The following is a 19715-nucleotide window of genomic DNA, read 5'->3' as shown; positions in this document are numbered from 1 at the left end:
GGCCAACCCTACCCATCGCGGCCCCCCGCCAGGTCGCAATCGTTGGCGCGACAACGACTTCACGGATTTTGAGACGTCTCAGCCGGCGAGCCGACGGGTGAGACCTGTCCTTTCCGGACCGCGTCACGGTAGGCGCTGGGCGTCTGCCCCATGTACAGCACGAACGCGCGCTGGAACGAGGCTTTGGAGTTGAAGCCGTTGTCGAACCCGATCTGCACGAGATCGAGGGCGCTGCCCGCGCGCAGATCGGCGGCCACCGCCTCCACCCGCAACCGGTTCACGCATTCATTGAACCCCTGACCGAGCCCCTGATTGAGGGCCTTCGACACATAGGAGCTGTTCGTCGCGAGCTGCTGGGCCAGCTTGTCGAGCGTCAGCTGCGGATCCCGCCACCACTCATGCCTTCGCAAGGCGGCCAGATACTCGGCGCCGAGCGCCGGCCAGTCCTGCCCGCGCGCGCGTACGGCCGAGTCCGCCGAATCGGTCGGTACGGTGGCCGGCGATGGTGTGGTGGTCTCCGCGGCCAGATCCGCCGGCGTCGGGTAGCGGAGCGCGGCCGCGCGCCACGCGAGCAGGCCGAGCACCCACGCGGCCGCCGACTGCGCGAGGTAGAAGGGGAATTCGTCGAAATAGCTGAGCGGGTGGATCAGCGCATCGGTGATGGCATAGCCACCCCATACCACCGCCAGCAGCGCCATCACCGTGAGCAACACGCGCAGCCACGTGAGCCGGTATTCCTCGCGGTTCGAGAGATGGTCGTCGAGCCACTGCTGGTACTGGCGCAACCGGCCCAGCGCGAGCCACCCATACCACGCGAGGCCCCCCAACGCACCGGCGGTGATGGCCGGCGCCACGACTGGATCGATCCAGCGGCCCACCAGGGCGTGACGCGTTTCCAGCGAGACAAACGCGAACAACGCGAAGTAGACCGTGAAATGCGTCGCGGCTGGTAGTAGATGCAGCCACCAGCGGCGGGGCATCTCTCCGCTCGTCAGGCGCGCGACGTACAGGAACAGCAGCGGCCCGATCGCCAGGGGCATGTCGAACGGGGCAAACGACAGCCAGGGCCACCGGTCGTACGCACCGGCATAGCCGATGATGTACGGCACCAGGCGCATCGCCAGCACGAACAGCAACGCCGCCAGAAAGCGATTCGCCACGCGGTTGCCGCGCGTATTCAGCAACAGCACTGCGACGCCCAGTCCGTTCAGGGCGCCGAGGGTGAGCAGAAAGCTGAGCGTGCCGAAGGAGAGCATGTGCTCTCAACTTGCATGCGGGTGGCACCGTTGGTCAGGGCGGGCGTGGGCCGCCCCCGGGCGCATACCCGCTCTCGGCAAGGAATCGCTGCGCCGACGCGAGCCCCTCCACGTTCAGCATGCGCCGCAGCGCGCCCCGCTCGCCGCCATGCCGTGCGAACCACGCCTGCGCGATGCGATACCCCATCACGTAGCCGAGATCGGCCGGCCGATCGATGCTGCTGCTGCCGTTGAAGAGCCAGCGTGAGTAGTCCGTGCCGAGCATGGCCCCCTGGAATTCCGCCCACAGCTCGGCTTCGTGCGAGGTCGCCCACGCGACGGCCGGCGCATTGATGTTCATGCCGCTGATCCGCTCGCCGACGAAATCGGCGATGCCTTCGCGCAAGGCCTTCTCGAGCAGCGTCGGCCCATCCGGTCGCTGCTGGTAGTGCACCAGCTCATGCGACACGATCCCCGGCAGGTCGTCCACCCGGCGCAGCACGGCGCGATGCCAGTCGTTGAGTGGCTTCCCGAGCAGGCTGTCGGCAGTGCGCCCGTACATCTCGGCGCCGATCAGCAGCCCCGCGGGGCCGGTGGTGCCACCGGTGCTGAGACGCCACATCACGAAGTACACGTCCGGAAACACGGCGTCGGGCAGCTGCGCGGCGAGCGTGCGGAGGACCTGACGGAGCTGTGGCTCGAAGCCCGCAATGCGCAGCGTGCTTTCGCGGGTGGAGGCGTAGTAGCGCGACGCGGCATCCACCGTGCGCGCGAAGATCGCCGGGTCCTGGAGCCGCAGGCGCCGGAAGTCCTGCAGGCCGGCGGTGGCAGGGGCGAAGTACAGCGAATCCATGGCCGCCGCCGTCCCCAGCGCGCCTCGGGCGTCGAAGGCTGCCCAGAAGTGCGTGATGTCGTCGGTGACGAAGCGGGCACGCTCGGGGTCGCGGTTGACCTGCGCGTGGGCCGGGAGCGCCCCGAGGAGCAGGGTCGCCGTAAGGAGGGTACACGCCGCGGCGATCGGGCGGCGGCGGGAGGCGCGGGAGACGTGGAAGGTGATCATGCCCGATTGGACGGGGGGCGCTGGCCGGGTGGTTTGAGGTCAAATGACCCGGGGGGCAATGGAGGGGCTGAGGTCGCTACTTTTCGGGGTTCCCCCATTCTCGTTCTCCCGGTCGGCTCGCGTGACGCTTCTCTCCTGCTCCAACATCGGCATTTCCTTCGGCGCCACCGAGCTGCTCAAGGACATCACCTTCACCGTCGCCGAGGGCGAACGGTGGGGGATCATCGGGCGCAACGGGGCGGGGAAGACGTCGATCTTCAGCGTCATCACCGGCGATCGGCCGGCGAACGTCGGCAGTGTGGCCCGCAAGCCGGGCATGCGCCACGCGCTCCTCGACCAGCATCGCGCCTTCGAAGGCGCCACCACCGTGTGGCAGGCCGGCGCGGCGGCGTGGCGCGAGGTCATTGCCCTCGAGCAGAAGATCGCGGAGCAGGCCATGCAGCTCGGGGAACTCGGCGACAAGGTCACCGAGGCGATGCTCGAGGAATTCGGGCACCTGCAGGAGCGCTTCGGCGATCTCGGTGGCTACATCTACCATTCGCGCGTGGACGCCGTGCTCCAGGGCCTGGGCTTTGACGCCGAGGAGAGCAAGACGCGGCTCGTGAGCACCTTATCGGGTGGTGAGCGCGGGCGCGTGGGGCTCGCGGCGCAGCTCATTGCACCGGCCGATCTGCTCATGCTCGACGAGCCCACCAACCACCTCGACCTCGAAACCATCAACTGGCTCGAGGAGTGGCTCAAGGACTGCGACGAAACCGTGCTGGTCGTCTCGCACGACCGTGCCTTCCTCGACGCGATCTGCACGCACATCCTGCACATCGAAGCCAAGACCAGCGAGTGGTACAAGGGGAACTACAGCCAGTTCGTGCCGCAGCGCGCCGAACGGCGCCTCACGCGGGAACGCGAGCTCGAAAAGCAGCGCGCCTACGTGAAGAAGGAGGAGGAGTACATCCGTCGGAACATCGCCGGCGTGAACTCCTTTCAGGCCAAGGGCAAGCGCAAGCGCCTCGAGCGCCTGCCGCGCCTCGCGCCGCCGCCGGGTGATCCGGCTGCGATGACGCTCGAGTTCACCGTGAACGAACGGGGCGGCGATCAGGTCATCGCCATCAAGGACCTGCGCGTGGAAGTGCCCGGGCGCGTGCTCGTGGAAGACTTCACGGCCGTGCTCCGCCGCAACGACTTCGTGGCGCTTGTGGGGCCCAACGGCGCCGGCAAGTCGAGCTTCATTCACACCATCCTCGGCGACCGCGCGCCCGCGCGTGGGGAAGCCAAGGTGGGCGCGTCGGTCACGCCGGCGTGGTTCCGGCAGGACCTGAGTGACCTGCCGCTCAACAAGTCGATGTACGACGCCATTCAGGACCTCCGCCCGCTCTGGAATCGTGGCCAGGTGCAGAACTGCCTCGGTGCGTTCGGTTTTTCGGGCGACGAAGTGCAGCGCCCCATCACGAGCCTGAGCGGTGGCGAGCGCGCGCGCATGGCGATGGCGATCATGACGCTCTCCGGCGCGAACCTGCTCGTGCTCGACGAGCCCACCAATCACCTGGACGTCGAGAACATCGAAGTGCTGGAAGATGCGCTCGAGGAGTACGAGGGCACGGTGCTGCTCGTGAGCCACGACCGCGCCTTCCTGCGCGAGGTGGCGACGCGTGTGTGGTACTTCGAGGGCTCGCAGCTCAAGGACTACGACGGACCGTTCCACGAGTGGGAGGCGCACGTCGAGAAGAAGGGCGGGCGGTAAGCGCCATGCGGATCCTCTGCTACGTCTCGTTCGGGGTGAAGCAGTGGACGCTCCCCGACCGTGCGGTCAATGCGCTGCGGGCGCGCTTTCCGGACATCACGTTCGTGCATGCGCACACCCCCGAGGAGGCGCTGGCGGGTATCGTGGATGCCGACGCAGCGCTGTCGTCGCGTCTGACGCCGGAGATGGTCGCGGCCGCACCGAAGCTGCGCTGGGTCCACTCGACGGCGGTCAATGTGCTGGGGCTCCTGCCCATCGCCGAACTGGCGGCGCGCGGCATCCAAGTCAGCAACTCGCGCGGCATTCAGGGGGTGCCCATCGCCGAAACGGTGATGGGCGGGCTGCTCGTGCTAGGGCGGCGCTTTGACCGCATGTTGGCTGCGCAGCGCCAGCACGCCTGGATTCAGAACGCGTTGTTCGATGAACTCCCCACGGTGCAGCGCGGCAAGCGGATGGCGATCATCGGACTGGGGGACATCGGCCTCGCGATCGCGCAGCGCGCGCACGCCTTCGAGATGACCGTGGTGGGCGTGCGTCGGAACCCGGCGCAGCCCACACCGTCCTGCGTGTCGCAGGTGTACGGGCCCGACCAGTTGCACGACGCCATCACCGGCGCCGATGTACTGGTGCTGGCCGCGCCGAGTGGCAGCGCCACCGAGCGGCTGATCGGCGCGCGCGAGCTGGCGTTGCTCAATCCGGGCGCGGTGGTGGTGAATGTGGCGCGCGCATCGATCGTGGATGAGCCGGCACTCCTGAGCGCGCTGCGGAGTGGTGCGGTGGGCGGGGCGGTGCTCGATGTCTTTCTCGAGGAGCCGCTGGCGCCCGATCATCCGTACTGGGACATGGCGAACGTGATCCTGACGCCGCACGTGTCGGGGTTCAATGCGCAGCACTGGGATCTGATCACGGCGCTGTACGTCGAGAATCTGCAGCGCTATCTGGCGGATGAACCGCTGCGCTATCCCGTGGATCTGACGGCTGGGTACTGAGCCGGCGGGAGAGTCACGCGAGAAGCGCCGGACTCGTCCCGCGACGAAGCGGCATGGCGGGAACAACTAGCATCGCTCCTCGAAGAGGTACTGCGAGGTGTCCACCCCGCGTCGCAGCAGCTCCAGACGATCTTTCGCATGGCACAGCAGCTGGCGGGCTGGGGTACGGGACGCGCGAGTTGGATTCGCGCGGCCCCAAGCGAGCACGCGTTCCCAGTACGGGCGGGCGTCCGCGGGAGACAGCTCCGCCGCTGGCACCATCGCGAACAGTGGCCAGTACTCGCCGATGCCAAGTGGTGTTGAGCGGGGAAACTGCTGCTGGGCGCGGGCCGGGATATACAGCTCATTCAGGAGGATGTCGAACGTCGGCATCCCCTGGATCCACTGTCCCTCCGGTCGCGGCTGCGCTACAACGAGCGCCTCTCCCGTGGGAACCGGCGTCCACGCGGTATCGCGAACGCGTTCGCAGCTGGCGGTGAGTCCCCACCACACGAGCACTACGCGTGGGGCAGCGCCAACCGCCGGCGTCGTGGCGCCATCGACACGCACGAGATCGAACACCTGACCGTACTCCTTGCCCACAAATACGGAGTCGCGCCCGGTACGCGCCCAGAGCGTGAGATGATGCGCCGGTTTGTTGAAATGCCGGATGACCGGCGAGCATCGCGATGAAGCCAGGGGCATCAGCAGCGTGCTGGCGATGAGTAGGGCGGAGAGGAGCATGCCAGGAGGCGCGGGAGGATCAAACTGACGTTGACGGCACTGGCGTTGTCCGGTGATCCGTCGTGTGGACAAGCCCCGCGGCGCGCAGCAGCGTGAGCGACGCGAACACGAGCAGCACGTAGGCGTAGCCGACCACGAGCGCAGCGCCCCCGTAGATGGCGGACTCGATCGCGACGGAGGTGGTCTGCCCGCGCCAGAGCAGGTCGCCGGCGTTCAGCGTGCAGACGCCCACCGCGATCAGCGCCGGAGCCCACCACGCCACGCGACGGAGATTGGCGCTGGGTCGTGTGCGCGCCCACCAGATCGCGGGGCCGAGGTAGAGCAGATAGGGGATCGTGGAGAACGCGCCCGTGAAGGCAAGGAGGGACGCGCTCTTGTAGATCGCGTCGGTCGGTGTCCGATACGCGTGTCCCGACTGCTGCATGAGCAGCACAAGCCCCCACGCAGCGAGGGGCAGTACCAGCGGAAACAGCAGGGCGCGGAAGAAATATTGGCGTTCGGTCATTGGTCTGGACGGTGGGCAGCCAATGCGGCCAGTCGAGGCGAATCAGCTCTCAGGGTCGTACCCGAACTCACGCAGCTCCTGCGCACATCGGCAGGCCGCAGCGATCTTGGCCGCCCACTCGATGGCGGCCTCACGCGACGGGAGCTCGAGCACGCAGTAGCCACCGTCAAACGCACGCGTCTGCGGATACGTCTCGCGCGAGACGGTGCCATCACCCGCGACCAGCACCGGCGCCACGCTGCTGTTGATCCCGCCGCCGAACACATACACGCCAGCCTGCTTGGCCTCGCGAATGACGGCACGCGCTGCCTCACCGACCGACACCAGCTCCTCGGGAGGCACCTGCATCGCGGCGGCGGGGAAGGAGATCAGGTATTTCATCGTTGGGCTAGGCTTTGGATCGGGCCAAACACAGACGCTTGGCGGCCGCGATCTGTTTAAGGCTTTCGTCCACGAACGGTGGCGGATCCCCAGTCGTTCTCAGACTGAGCCGTACGCCGGGGAGCGGACGTGACTGCACGCGATTGTACGCCGTGAGGGAACTGTCGGCAAAGTCTATGCTGATGATGGTCTGGTCCGTCAGCGGAGTGAGCGGATCGACGATGGGAACGTTGCCGTCACGATAGAGGGGCAGCGTGGCGGCCGTGCGCACAATCTGCGCCCGCGACACATCACGGCCGTTCGCCGTGAACCAGACGAACATCATGGCGTGCCACCCATCCCGCCGGGGCGCGTGCAGCCCGTAGTCCGGAAAGTCCAGCACATTGGGCGGGCTGAACGCAGCGCAGGTCTGTGGGAGATCGCCCCACGGCGCGACTGGCGTAAAGCTCCGTACGAGGGCCGTATCCTCGCGGAGTTCGACGCGCTCATCGTACAGAAAGCGCGGCCCGAAGTGGTACACCTGCGCCGAGAGGCGCGCCGGGATCAGCAGGGCAATCAACGCGACAATCACCAACGGCATTGCAGACGACCTCGAAGCAGATGTCTGACGATACCGCGCGGACACCCGACTTCGCTAGTCCGTGTAGCACCAGGAGCCGTGGCAAAGGCGCATTGGACGCGCCAGCGTGGGGTGCTACGACCAGCACCCCAGGGCCGTCCGCCCTACTTCCACCCGCCGCCCAGTGCCCGGTACAGATTCGTCAGCGTCACCCGCTGCCGCAGCTGCGCCTCCACCAGCTCGAGCTTCACGTCGATCGCCTCGCGCTGGGCCGTGAGCACCTCGAGATAGTTCGCGCGCGCCGCATTGAAGAGGTCGCCCGCCACGCTGACCGCGCTGTCGAGCGCCGCGGCCTGCTGCGTCTTGAGCTGCAGCCCCCGCTCATATGTGTCCAGCGCAGTCACCAGTGTCGAGACCTCGGTGACCCCGGAGAGGATGGACTGCCGATAGCCGAGCAGTGCCTTCTGCTGCGCCGCACTCGCCCGCTGGAACTCGGCCTTGAGCCCGATGCGATTGATCAGCGGCGCCATCAAGTCCCCGGCAAGTCCATACGCCATCGACTCGGGTGTCTGGAACAGATAATTGGCCGTAAACGCCCGCACGCCCAGACCGGCCGTGAGATTGACCTCCGGCAGGAACTCCGCCCGCGCGGCCTTCACATCGAAGCGCGACGCCTTGAGCTCAAGCTCCGCCGCGCGGATGTCGGGGCGATTCCGCAGCAGCTGCGACGGGAGCCCCTGCGCCAGCGTGCGCATGCCCAGCCCGCTCGGCAACGCCGACGGACGCGCCACCGGCTGCGGATAACGACCCAGCAGCAGGTTCAGGCGATTCTCCGTCTCGCGGATCTGCTGCTGCAGCTTCACCTCGATCGTTTGCGCGTTGAGGAGCAGCGCCTCGAACTGCTTCACCGCAAGCTCCGTGACCCCCGCCGCCTCGCGCTGGGCCCGCACGACGTCGAGTTCGTTGCGCTGCAGGGCGATCGCCTGCCGCACGATGGCGAGCTTGGCGTCGAGCGCGGTGAGCTCGTAGTAGGTGTTCGCCACCTCGGCGACGAGCCCCGTCAGAACGTAGCGGCTGCCTTCGATGGAGCCGAGGTACCGCTGCAGCGCCGCACCCTTCTGGTTGCGGATCTTGCCGCGCACGTCGGCCTCCCACGCGGCGGTGAAGCCAAGACTCAGGTCGCCGATCGGGTCGGGCACCCGCTTCCCCTCGGTGATATCCGTCGAGGCGTTGCCCGCCCCCTCCGCCGTGTAGCGCGCCGCCTTGTCGATCCCCAGCCCGCCGCCGAGCGAGACACGCGGGAACAGCTGCCCGCGCACGCCGCGCAGCTCGGCACGCGACATCTCCACCTCCTGCAAGGTGGAGAGCAGCTCGGGGTTGTTGCGGACGGCGGTATCGATGAGCCCCAGCAGCGTGGTGTCGGCGAAGAACTGCCGCCACCCCATGTCGGCGACGGAAATCGTGTCGCTCTGGCGCGTACCCTCGCCCGGCACGCCGTAGGTCGTGGGAACAGACGGCGCGACCGGCTCGGGGGGCAGCTTGGGCGCCACACACCCGGCCAGCACCGCGGCGATGGCCGGCGCGCCCACGCGAAACGTCTTGGAGAAGCGCATGGGTCAGACCTCCGTCAGCGGACGCTCGTCTTCGGTCGCGTGGAACGGATGCTTCTCCGACCGGCGAGCAAAGGCGTAGTACAGACCAGGAATCAGGATGACGCCAAGGAGCGTGCCCATGAGCATGCCGCCGAAGGCGGCCGTGCCGATCGTCCGGTTCCCCAGCTTGCCGGGGCCGGTCGCGAACATCAGCGGCACCAGGCCGGCGATGAACGCGAACGAGGTCATGAGAATGGGGCGGAATCGGGCGCGGGCGCCTTCGATCATGGCCTCACGGACCGACCACCCTTCGGCGTGGCGCTGCGAGGCGAACTCCACGATGAGCACGGCGTTCTTGCCCAGGAGACCGATGAGCATCACCATCGCGATCTGCGCGTAGATGTTGTTCTCGAGCCCCGTCAGCAGCAGGAAGGCGAAGGCCCCGAAGACACCGGCCGGGAGCGAGAGAATCACCGCCAGCGGCAGAATGAAGCTCTCGTACTGCGCCGACAGGATCAGGTACACGAACACCAGCGACACGATGAAGATGTAGATCGCCTGATTGCCCTGGCGGACTTCGTCGAGCGAGATACCGGCCCAGTCGATGTCGAAGCCGCGCGGGAGCGCCTGCTTGGCCACCTCCGTCACGACCCGAATGGCGTCGCCGCTGCTGTAGCCCGGAGACGCCGCCCCGGAGATTTCCGACGCATTCGACATGTTGTGCCGCGTGATCTCCGACAGGCCGTACACCTTGTCCATGTGCATGAAGGCGGAGTACGGGACCATTTCATCGCGGCTGTTCTTCACCGACAGCTTGAGGATGTCCTCCGGCTGGGCGCGGTACTCCGGTGCCGCCTGCACGATGACCTTGTACTGGCGGTCAAACTTGATGAACGAGATCTCGTAGTTCGACCCGAGCAGCGTGGAGAGCGTATTGAGGGCGTTGTCCACGCTCACGCCCTTCTGTTGGGCCAGCTCGTTGTCGATGCGCAGCATGTACTGCGGGAAGCTGGCGCTGTAGAAGCTGAAGACGCTGTTCAGCTCTTTCCGCTTGTTGAGTGCCGCCACGAAGTCGGTATTGATCTGCTCCATGCGCTTATAGTCGCCGGAGCCGGCCTTGTCGAGCAGGCGCAGTTCAAAGCCGCCGGCCGCCCCGTAGCCCGGCAGGGCAGGGGGCAGGAAGAATTCGATGTTGGCGCCCGTTATGTCCTTCACCTTCTCTTCCATCTCGGTGATGATCTCCTGCGCCGAGTGCTCGCGCTCGCTCCAATCCTTGAGGTTGATGAGGCAGGTGCCGGTGTTGGCGCCCGTGCCTTCGGTCAGGATCTCGTAGCCGGCGAGCGACGACACCGACTTCACGCCATCCACGTCTTCAGCCACCTTCTGCAGGCGGCGCACGATGTCGTTCGTGCGCTCCAGGGTGGAGCCCGGTGGCGTCTGCACGATGGCGTAGAACATCCCCTGGTCTTCGTTGGGAATGAAGCCGCTCTGCACGGTCCGCGAGGTGAACCAGGTGGCGCCGCAGAGAAGCAGCAGCACGCCGTAGGTGATCACGCGGCGCGAGGCAATCACCTTGAGCAGCCCCACGTACCGATCGGTGACGCGACCGAAGATGCGATTGAACGCGTCGAGGAAGCGGCCAATCGGCGTGCGTCGTTCGCCATGCTGCACGTGCGGCCTGAGCAACATGGCGCAGAGCGCCGGAGTGAGCGTGAGCGCCACGAAGCCGGACAGGACGATGGCCGTGGCCATCGTGATCGAGAACTGGCGGTAGAAGATGCCGACCGGGCCGGACAGAAAGCCGACCGGCACGAACACCGCCGCCATGACCAGCGTGATGGCGATGATGGCGCCCGCCAGCTGGTCCACCGCCTTGCGCGTGGCGGGCAGCGGCCCCAGATGCTCCTGCTCCATGATGGCGTGCACGCCCTCGATGATCACGATGGCGTTGTCGACCACGATGCCGATCGCCAGCACCAGCGCGAACAGCGTGATGAGGTTGAGCGTGATGCCGAACAGCTGCATGAACGCAAAGGTGCCGATCAGCGAGACCGGCACGGCGATCGCCGGGATGATCGTGGAGCGCCAGTCGCCCAGGAAGATGAACACCACCAGCCCGACGAGGATGAACGCCTCGATCAGGGTGTGGATCACCTTCTCGATGGAGGCGTCGAGGAACTTCGAGACGTCGTAGCTGATCTCGTAGTGCATCCCCTTGGGGAAGGTGGACGTCGCGATCTCCTCGAGGCGCGTCTTGACGTCGGCGATGACCTGGTTGGCATTGCTGCCGTACGACTGCTTGAGGACGATGGCGGCCGACGGCTTGCCGTTGATCGTGGAGTAGATGTCGTACATCGAGCTGCCGAACTCCACGTCGGCGACATCCTTGAGGTGCAGGATCTCGCCGTTGGGGAGGGCCCGGATCACGACTTTCTCGTATTCCTCCTTGGTCGTATAGCGGCCCGGGTACTTGATGACGTACTCGAATGCCTGCGAGCGCTTGCCCGAACTTTCGCCGGTCTTGCCCGGCGAGGCTTCGAGGCTCTGCGCGCTCAGCGCTTCCATCACTTCGTCCGCCGAGACCTTGAACGCGGTGAGGCGTTCCGGCTTGAGCCAGATACGCATCGCATACTCGCGGTTGCCGAGGATGTCGGCAAAGCCCACGCCATCGACCCGCTTGAGCTCCGACAGCAGGTTGATGTCGGCGAAGTTGAAGAGGAACTTCTGGTCGGCGGTCGGATCGTCCGAGTAGACGTTGATGTAGAGGAGCATGTTCGGCTCCTCGCGCGTGATCTTCACGCCTTCACGCACCACGATCGGCGGCAGCTTGTTCACCACCGATGCCACGCGGTTCTGGACCGCGAGCGTGGCCTGATTGGGGTCCGTGCCGAGGTTGAACACCGCCTGGATGTTCGCTTCGCCGTCGTTGCCGGCGTCAGAGGCGATGTACTTGAGCCCCGGCGCCCCGTTGATGGCGCGCTCGAGGGGGATGACCACGGCCTTGATGAGCAGTTCGTTATTGGCGCCCGGATAGTCGGCCACGACAGTGACCTTGGGCGGCGAGATGCTCGGATACTGCGTGACCGGCAGCTGCGACAGCGCCAGCCCACCCACGAAGAGCACGAGAAGCGACAGGACGATCGATAAGATCGGCCGCTGAATGAACCGATTCCACATGGCGGCTTATTCCGCGCGCAGGCGCAGCGTCTTCAGGACGTCCTTCATGTCCTTGACGTCGAACGTGATGACGTCGTCGTCCTTCACCTTCTGTACGCCCTCGAGCAGGATCATATCGTCCTTGGTGATCCCGCTGCCCACGATGAACAGGTCCGGCAGGCGCCCGGCCACGGTGATGAGCGTGGCGTGCACCTTGTTGGCCTTGTCGATCACGAAGACGTACGTCTTGTCCTGGATCTCGTAGGTGGCCTTCTGTGGGATGATCAGGGCGTTCGTATACGGGACGCGCAGCAGCACCTTGCCGGTTTCCCCGTTGCGCAGCAGGCGGTCGGGGTTCGGGAAGATGGCGCGGAAGGCGATGTTGCCCGTCTCGTTATCGAACTCCCCCTCGACCGTCTCGATGGTCCCCTCGTGCGGGAAGCGCGAATTGTTCGCAAGCATCAGCGAGACGGTCTGCTTCCCCTTGCCCGCCCGATTCGCCTGGTAATCGAGGTACTCCGGCTCTGCGACATTGAAGTAGGCGAACATCCGGCTGTTGTCGGACAGCGTCGTGAGCAGCTCGCCCTCCTCGATCAGGCTGCCGAGCTTTTTCGGGATGCGATCGAGCACGCCGTCAAAGGGCGCGCGGATGTCGGTGAAGGAGAGATGCAGGCGCGCGGCCGCGGCTTCGGCCTTGGCGCCATCCAGCTTGGCCTGCGCGAGTGCCTGCTCGTTCTTGGAGATGATCTTCTTGGCCGCCAGCGTCGTGGCGTTCTCGAGCTCGATCTCCGCAGCGCGCACCTCCGCCTCGGCCTTCTGCAGCTCCGCCTCGTAGACCTTGGGCATGATCTTGAAGAGCAGCTGCCCCGCCTGCACCGAGCGCCCTTCATCCACCGGCATCTGATCGAGGAAGCCCTTCTCCTGCGCGCGAATCTCGATGTTGCGGAAGGAGCGGATCTGAGCGACGTACTGCTTCTCGTACGACGTATCCATCACGATCGGCCGGGTGGCCACGTACTTCGCGGCGGCTTCCTCAGCCTGGGGCGGCTTCTTGCACGCCTGGAGGACCGTCAGGGCGGAAAGGCCCAGCACAAGCTTCATGGATGCGGGACGTGAGATGGCAAACCGTGCGCGCACGCAGCTACTCGCGTGCAGGCCAATGGCGGAATTCGTCACGGAAGATGCGAATTCAGCCTTACACGTCCCTAACAGGGGTGTGGCGGCCGTATGACACGCCCGGTCGCGCCCCCAACGACAACGGGGCCGGTCAGCTGACCGGCCCCGCGTCTCAACGAAGCATGGACGCCCTCAGGCGACCGTAATGGCACCGGCGTTCTTCGCCAGCCACGCGTCAAAGTCCAGCAGCGCCGGATAGAGCGCCCGCGACCGGGCGGCATCCCGGTACCCCTGAAACTCGTCGCCCAGGATCGCCTGAAACTGGAACATGTTCCCGAGGTCTTCAGCGCCCGGGAACCCCAGCCCGCGATAGACATCGAACGGCACGTCCACGAACTGCACGGGGCGACCGAGCGCCCGACCGAGCTTCGCGGCCAGTTCCTCGCCCGTGAGCGACTCGCCCGCGATGCCGATGCGCTGACCCACGAGTCCCGTGCCCTCCTTGAAGATGCCGTAGGCGCAGGCGCCGATGTCGCCGGCGGCGATACCCGGCAGCTTCACACCACCCAGCGGCATCGCAAAGACGGCGTCGCCCTGCTCGTTGGCGCGCGGCCCCATGCCGAAGTGAATGAGATTATCCCAGTAGAAGGCGGCCATCATGTACGTCGTGGGCGCGCCTTCGTTCGCGAAGACATGATCCACGGCGCCCTTGCCGTCAAAGTGTGGCACCTTGTACTGATCGGCGAGCGTGGGGAGGCGCGAATCGCTGAGCGGAATCCACTTCCGCGTGTCCTCGAGCGTGGACCACACGACGTGCTGGATGCCCGCCGCCTTGGTCGCGCGTGCCATCGCCGCGGCCTGCGCCTCTTCGCGCGGTGCCGAGAAGTGCTCCCAGAAGTTCGTGACGCAGAAGGCGCCATAGGCACCGGCGAGCGCCGGGGCCAGCGTCTCGGGCTGGTCCGCATCGGCGGCCACGACCTCCACGCCCAGCGCGGCCAGGGCCTTGGCCTTGTCCGAGTTCGGGTTGCGCGTGATGGCGCGAGCGACAAAGCCGCTGGCCGGATCGGCCGCGATGGCGCGCACCAGCCCACCGCCCTGCGCGCCGGTGGCGCCAAAGACGGCAATGATACGAGATGCCACGAATCCTCCGAGGAAGGTGCTAGCTTAGGGGTGAGGTACCGCGTTTCAATCTAAGCCTGCTCCTCGCCGTCCGGTTCCGACCCCCTATGGCTTCCGACAATCCGCTTGCCCATCTGGGCATCGACGCCGACCGGTGGGAAGACATCCGCGCGGCCCTGGAGTCGAGTGAGCGGTATCGCGTGGTCGAGCGCTTCGAGCCGCGAGCCGCGTACCATGCCGCCGACGGGCGGCCCCTGCGCACGGCGTTGTTTCTCGACGTCGAAACGACGGGTCTTGTGGCCGGTCGCGATGCCATCATTCAGCTCGCGATCGTCCCCTTCACCTTCGATCGCGAGAGCGGGCGCATCTTCGAGGTGTCCCCCTGCGTGTCGTGGTACGAAGACCCGGGGGTGCCGATCCCGCCCGAGGTGACGCGGCTGACCGGCATCACCGACGCCGATGTCGCCGGCCAGCGTATCGATGAGGACGCGGTGGCCGCGCTGCTGGCCCACAGCGTCCTGGTGATTGCCCACAATGCGAGCTTCGACCGGGGCTTCCTGGAAGCGCGCCTGCCGCTGTTCGCCAGCGCGGCCTGGGCGTGCAGCCAGCGCGACGTGCCGTGGGTGGAGGAGGGGCTGCAGTCCGCGCGACTCGAGTGGCTGGCCTACAAGCACTGCGGTCTGTTTTACGAGGCCCACCGCGCCGACATCGACTGTGGGATTGCGGTGCACCTGCTCACCACGGCGCTCCCGTCAGGCGAGCTCGCGTTCCAGGCCTTGCTGCGCAATGCCCGCAAGCGCGAGGCGCGCGTCTGGGCGATGAACAGCCACTTCGACACCAAGGACCGCCTGAAGGCCCGCGGGTACCGGTGGAGCGCGGGTGAAGACGGCACCACGAAAGCCTGGTTCCGCGACGTACTGCAGGACGACATCGAGGCCGAGCGCGCCTGGTTGGCGGAGCACGTCTACGCCGGGATGTCGGGGCGCCCGGAGATCGTGCCCTTTGACGCGCGCCTGCGCTACTCCGCCCGCCTGCTGCGCCTCGACCTCAGTCGCTGACGATCGGGCTACTCGCATCTCGCGGGGAGATTCGACCCGATGCCCCCGGGATGGGGCGCGAAGTGGCGTGTCGCCCCACACGAAACGTTGCCCCGGCGGTTCGACGGTCGTCGCCCCGATGTACGGGTCGCGGTCATCGATGGCGTGACGGCGATCCGTTCCTTTTGCCCGTGTGGGCCCGATGCTTTCCCAGATGGCACCTTCGGCAGCGATACAGTTGGTTCGTGCACTGCGTGCGGCGGGGCCGCATCCGACGTTCGTGGCCGACGCCGCCGTGCAGTTTCACGTGCCGGCGGGTCCGGTGCGCGCGGTGGTCGTGGGGCTCGATGCGCAGGCGCGTCAGGCCATGCCGCAGGGGCTGCCCTATCGGCTCCGGATCCGCCAGGCGCCCGCCGGGTGTGGCTACGACGTCGGACGGGAGTACACCATCCGCGCGGCCTGCCTCGAGCTCGATCCCGACGCGGCGCAACCCGTGCCCACGCTCGCGCCGGCCGCGCCGGCCGCTCCCGCCCGACCGATGTTCCTCGTCGCGTTTCTGCGCGAAGGCGGCACGGTGCCGGTGCAGGGCAGTGTGCTGGTGATGGCCGAGACGCTCGAAGCGGCATCTGCCGCAGCGATGGCGCAGCTGACGGCGGAGCTGGAGGCCGATGTGCGTGAACGCGGCGAGTCGCCCGAGGCCATGGTACTGCTGCTGAATGCCGCCGAGGTTCCACCGCCGCCCGCGTCATCCGGCGGGGCCACCGTGCTCGCAAGCGTGACGTGGTGATGCGAAATGAGGGCGCCGAATGCTGACGGCGCCCTTCACGTTTTCCTACGTAAATCACGCGATCCGCTGATCGTAGAAGTGCGGCCGCTTCCGAAACTTCATCACACGTGCACTCCCCCTCGCGTTATCGCACGCACCGCAGAACAGCCCCGGGAGCGGGCCTGACATATGAACACCCATCGCATTGCCCTTCTGCTCGCCAGCGCCCTGCTGGCCGTGGCCTGCGAAGGCCCCATGGGGCCCGCCGGCCCTGCGGGAACGAACGGCACGAATGGCACGAACGGCACCAACGGGACCAACGGCAAGGACGCCAACAGCGCCTGCCTCTCCTGCCACTCCACCGCCAACATGACGGCGATGGGGGATCAGTATGCCCAGTCCAAGCACTTCACCGGCACGACCAGCGCGCGCAACACCAAGTGGTGCGCCGGCTGCCACACCAGTGAAGGCTTCCTCGAGAAGTTGAGCGCCAACAAGTTCACCGTGGCCAACGACATTCCGAACGCGACGCGCATCGGCTGCTCCACCTGCCACAAGCACTCGGGCTTCGATTTCGCCGTCGATACCAACACGGCCATTCTGCAGACCACCGCGCCGGTCGCGCTCTACTATGACCAGAACCTGAAGACGACCGACTTCGGGGAGATGAACAACATGTGCGTGAACTGCCACCAGATCCGTGGCACCACGTCCAACACCTACACCGACTCGCTCGGCGCGACCAAGACCTATGTGCAGCTCGCGTTCTTCCCGTTCTCGCCCACCAAGGACGACAACGCGAATGTGAACTACCAGGTCGGCCAGAGCTTCTCGGTGCACGATGGCAACCAGTCGAACCTCTTCACGGGCCGGAACGCCTACGAGTACACGGGCGTCAGCTACACGCGCACCTGGAAGCACAGCGACTGGAACTGCACGTCCTGCCACATGAACACGTACGACCCGGTCAACAAGGTCGGTGGCCACACGCTCAAGCCGAACGAAGCGATCTGCGAGAGCTGCCACACGTCCGACAAGATCGCGCCGACGCAGGCCAAGATTGATGCGAAGCGCATCGAACTCGCCGAACTGCTCGCGGCCCGCAAGGTCTTCAAGAAGACGGTGAACGCCACGACCGGTGTGGCGAGCTACTCCGCCATCCAAACGCACGACTTCTACGGCCGCCTGTTCCTGAACACGGCGAGCACCAACAAGTACGGCACCGCGCTGGTCGCAGCGAACACGGTGTCGCCGACGACGGGGCTGGTGCTCTACAACAACACGATCACGATGGGCACCGACGCCGCGTGGGCCGACCGCATCGGCCGCCCGTGGAAGATGGGCGAACTGGGCGCCGCGTATAACTACGGCTACATCAACAGCGAACTCTCGATGGGTGTGCACAACCCCGTGTACGCGCTGCAGGTCCTGCAGGCCTCCATCGATTGGCTCAAGGCGCACCCGTAACCCAACCCGGCGCATCACGATCCGCCCGCGGGGCCCGTCCATCCGGACGGGCCCCGCGTCGCGTTGGGGACAGGCCCGGCGAACGATTAGCTTGCGCCGCATGTCCGCGTCCCCGGTGAGACCCACGTGCTGGCCGCTGCTGACCATCGCGCTGCTGCTGAGCGCCGTGGGCGTCCGCGCGGCAGCGCAGACGACGGTCACGATCGACACCACCCGCATCGTGCGGCAGGTCGGGCCGGCCCCGCTGCTCGGTGGCGCCATCGATGCGCACGATACCGGCATCGTGGATGCCCTCTGGAATCCGGCGGCGCTCACCGCCATGCGCAGCGTCGGGCTCACCCAGCTGTCGTATCGGTTACGCACCGAGCTGTCGGTCGCGGCCTGGCACTGGAATCCGCGCGGCCGCTGGAGCGACGCGGCGCGGGCGCAGGGGTACTGGGTGTCCGACGACCAGCCGGGCGCGCCCATTCTGGCATCGCCCGGCTACGACCTCCCGCGTCGTGGGAACACCTTCGATCAGGCGGGGCAGCACGATTGGTCGCGGCTCACCGATGGACGCACCGCCACCTTCTGGAAGAGCAACCCGTATCTCGCGGCGCGCTACACCGGTGAGCCGGAGGCGCAGCACGAGCAGCTGGTGGTGCTCGACCTGGGTCGCCCGCAGCCGGTCAACGCGCTGCAGATCGCCTGGGCCGCGCCGTGGGCGACGACCTATATCGTGGAGCGCTGGGTCGGCGACAACGCGCTCCCCGCCGATGCGCGGCCGGCCGGGCAGTGGACGGCCTTTCCGCAGGGCACCGTGCAGCACGGTCGCGGAGGCACGGTGCAGCATCGCCTGAGCGCGTCGCCGCTTACCACGCGGTGGCTGCGCATCCGGCTCCTGACCAGTTCGCACACCGCGCTGCCGGGGAGTCGGGATCCCCGCGATTCGCTGGGCTTTGCCATTCGCGAGCTGTACGCCGGCCGCGTCGATGCCGCGGGGCACTTCACCGATCTGGTGCGCCATCGCCCGTCGCAGCGCCAGAGCGCCACGTGGACGTCGTCCACCGATCCCTGGCATCGCGCGCGGGATCGCTCGCCCGATCTCGAGCATCCCGGGATCGATCGCGTGCTCCAGAGCGGACTGGTCGCCGATAGCGCGATCATGTGGTCGGTGGGCGCGCTATACGACACGCCGGAGAATGCGGCGGCGCTCGTGCGCTATCTGCGCGCCCGCGGTCATCGCGTGTCGCAGGTGGAGATCGGCGAAGAGCCAGACGGTCAGTACGTGCGCGCGGAAGACTTTGGCGCGCTCTATCGACAGGTCGGCCGCGCGCTGCGCGCCGTGGACCCGGCGCTCACCCTCGTGGGCCCGTCGCTGCAGAGCACGCAGCTCGACGTGCGCTTCTGGCCCGACACCGCCATGACCACCACCTGGCTGCAGCGTTTTCGGGCGCATCTGGTGGAGCAGGGCGCGGCCGACCTGCTGCAGGCCATCACCTTCGAGTGGTATCCGTTCGACGCGACCTGTGACCCGGCGGGTCCGCAACTCGCGCGGCACCGCGGCGTGTACGAGCGGGCGTTGGCGCGTCTCACACCGCCGCTCACCGATCTGCCGTGGATGCTCACCGAGATCGGGTACTCCGCCTTCGCCGGCGAGAGCGAAGTGACGCTCGCTGCCGCCGTGCTCTTTGCCGATGTGATCGGCCGCGGGCTCGAACATGGACTCACGCGCGGCTACGTGTACCGCTGGGAGCCGGCCAGCCTGCAGCCGGCGCCGCGGTGCGGTACGCTCGGGATCAACGCGATGCACCTCGTCACCGACGATCTCGTGCTGCGCGATTCAACGGCCATGTTACAGGCGGTGCGCCTGCTGCAGCGCGAGTGGTTGCCGGCGGCGGGTGACTCGGCGGTGCTGCTCGCGACCACGGTGGGGCAGGGCGCAGTTGAGCCTGAGCGCGCGGCGGCGTATACCCTGCGGCGATCCTCTGGTGAAATGCGGCTGCTCCTCACGCATCATGACACGGCGAGCACCTTCACCGTGCGCGTCCCCGCCCTCGGCGATCGGGAGGCGACAATCACGCAGTACGGCCCGGCGCAGTACGCGTGGCGGACCGCGCCGGCGGGCGGGCGGACGGTGCGAAACACCCCGCCCGCGCAGCGTGTGCAACGCGGGGCGTCCATCGAGTTGCCGCCACTCTCCGTGACCGTGGTGCGCTGGCGCCCCTGACGCGCGGCCATCGCCCGCGTGTGAGGAAAACCCTCGTGACGACGGGCCCGGCGTGGCCGTCGT

16 protein-coding genes are annotated in these 19715 nt (G+C 67.0%); 6 read left to right on the top strand and 10 right to left on the bottom strand.

Annotated elements, in window-relative coordinates:
• Positions 1–59 precede the first annotated feature (59 nt).
• Entirely contained in the window at positions 60–1256 is a 1197-nt protein-coding gene (locus tag K2R93_15960; protein ID MBY0491339.1) for an AraC family transcriptional regulator, read from the bottom strand.
• A 34-nt stretch (positions 1257–1290) separates the two neighbouring features.
• Positions 1291–2295, bottom strand: a complete 1005-nt coding sequence (locus K2R93_15955) for a hypothetical protein (GenBank protein MBY0491338.1) — start codon at positions 2293–2295, stop codon at positions 1291–1293.
• 121 nt (positions 2296–2416) lie between these two features.
• On the opposite strand from K2R93_15955, the gene K2R93_15950 reads away from it, so the two are divergent.
• The gene (locus tag K2R93_15950) at positions 2417–4033 is read left to right on the top strand and encodes an ATP-binding cassette domain-containing protein (GenBank protein MBY0491337.1); all 1617 of its coding nucleotides are present in this window, start codon (positions 2417–2419) and stop codon (positions 4031–4033) included.
• 5 nt (positions 4034–4038) lie between these two features.
• A complete protein-coding gene (locus tag K2R93_15945) occupies positions 4039–5022 on the top strand; it encodes a D-2-hydroxyacid dehydrogenase (GenBank protein ID MBY0491336.1) in 984 nt (327 codons plus the stop codon).
• Between the two features lie 66 nt (positions 5023–5088).
• Here K2R93_15945 and K2R93_15940 read toward each other — a convergent pair whose 3' ends face one another.
• The 8 genes from K2R93_15940 to K2R93_15905 all read right to left on the bottom strand — a co-directional run bounded on the left by K2R93_15940 (position 5089) and on the right by K2R93_15905 (position 14194).
• A complete protein-coding gene (locus K2R93_15940) occupies positions 5089–5745 on the bottom strand; it encodes a hypothetical protein (protein MBY0491335.1) in 657 nt (218 codons plus the stop codon).
• Positions 5746–5764: 19 nt separating this feature from the next.
• The gene (locus K2R93_15935; GenBank protein MBY0491334.1) at positions 5765–6250 is read right to left on the bottom strand and encodes a hypothetical protein; all 486 of its coding nucleotides are present in this window, start codon (positions 6248–6250) and stop codon (positions 5765–5767) included.
• A 42-nt stretch (positions 6251–6292) separates the two neighbouring features.
• On the bottom strand, positions 6293–6631 hold the full coding sequence (locus K2R93_15930; protein ID MBY0491333.1) for a YciI family protein: 339 nt from the start codon (positions 6629–6631) through the stop codon (positions 6293–6295).
• Between the two features lie 7 nt (positions 6632–6638).
• A complete protein-coding gene (locus tag K2R93_15925) occupies positions 6639–7211 on the bottom strand; it encodes a hypothetical protein (GenBank protein MBY0491332.1) in 573 nt (190 codons plus the stop codon).
• A gap of 143 nt (positions 7212–7354) precedes the next feature.
• On the bottom strand, positions 7355–8803 hold the full coding sequence (locus tag K2R93_15920) for an efflux transporter outer membrane subunit (GenBank protein ID MBY0491331.1): 1449 nt from the start codon (positions 8801–8803) through the stop codon (positions 7355–7357).
• 3 nt (positions 8804–8806) lie between these two features.
• The gene (locus tag K2R93_15915) at positions 8807–11959 is read right to left on the bottom strand and encodes an efflux RND transporter permease subunit (GenBank protein MBY0491330.1); all 3153 of its coding nucleotides are present in this window, start codon (positions 11957–11959) and stop codon (positions 8807–8809) included.
• 6 nt (positions 11960–11965) lie between these two features.
• Complete coding sequence (locus K2R93_15910; protein ID MBY0491329.1) at positions 11966–13039, bottom strand: efflux RND transporter periplasmic adaptor subunit; 1074 nt, start codon at positions 13037–13039, stop codon at positions 11966–11968.
• Positions 13040–13246: 207 nt separating this feature from the next.
• Positions 13247–14194, bottom strand: a complete 948-nt coding sequence (locus K2R93_15905) for an NmrA/HSCARG family protein (GenBank protein ID MBY0491328.1) — start codon at positions 14192–14194, stop codon at positions 13247–13249.
• A gap of 86 nt (positions 14195–14280) precedes the next feature.
• Here K2R93_15905 and K2R93_15900 point away from each other — a divergent pair, with 86 nt between their 5' ends.
• From K2R93_15900 to K2R93_15885, 4 genes are all read left to right on the top strand, one after another.
• Positions 14281–15231, top strand: coding sequence for a hypothetical protein (locus K2R93_15900; GenBank protein ID MBY0491327.1), 951 nt, complete (start codon positions 14281–14283; stop codon positions 15229–15231).
• Between the two features lie 217 nt (positions 15232–15448).
• Complete coding sequence (locus tag K2R93_15895; GenBank protein ID MBY0491326.1) at positions 15449–15997, top strand: hypothetical protein; 549 nt, start codon at positions 15449–15451, stop codon at positions 15995–15997.
• Between the two features lie 168 nt (positions 15998–16165).
• Complete coding sequence (locus K2R93_15890; GenBank protein MBY0491325.1) at positions 16166–17443, top strand: NapC/NirT family cytochrome c; 1278 nt, start codon at positions 16166–16168, stop codon at positions 17441–17443.
• Positions 17444–17543: 100 nt separating this feature from the next.
• Positions 17544–19652: a discoidin domain-containing protein gene (locus tag K2R93_15885; GenBank protein MBY0491324.1), complete on the top strand. Its 2109-nt coding sequence runs from the start codon at positions 17544–17546 to the stop codon at positions 19650–19652.
• Positions 19653–19715: the final 63 nt, after the last annotated feature.

Source organism: Gemmatimonadaceae bacterium (genome assembly GCA_019752115.1).
Classification (GTDB): Bacteria; Gemmatimonadota; Gemmatimonadetes; order Gemmatimonadales; family Gemmatimonadaceae; genus Gemmatimonas.
The sequence above is the reverse complement of the archived record's forward strand: the minus strand, read 5'-3'. Positions and strand labels throughout refer to the sequence as shown.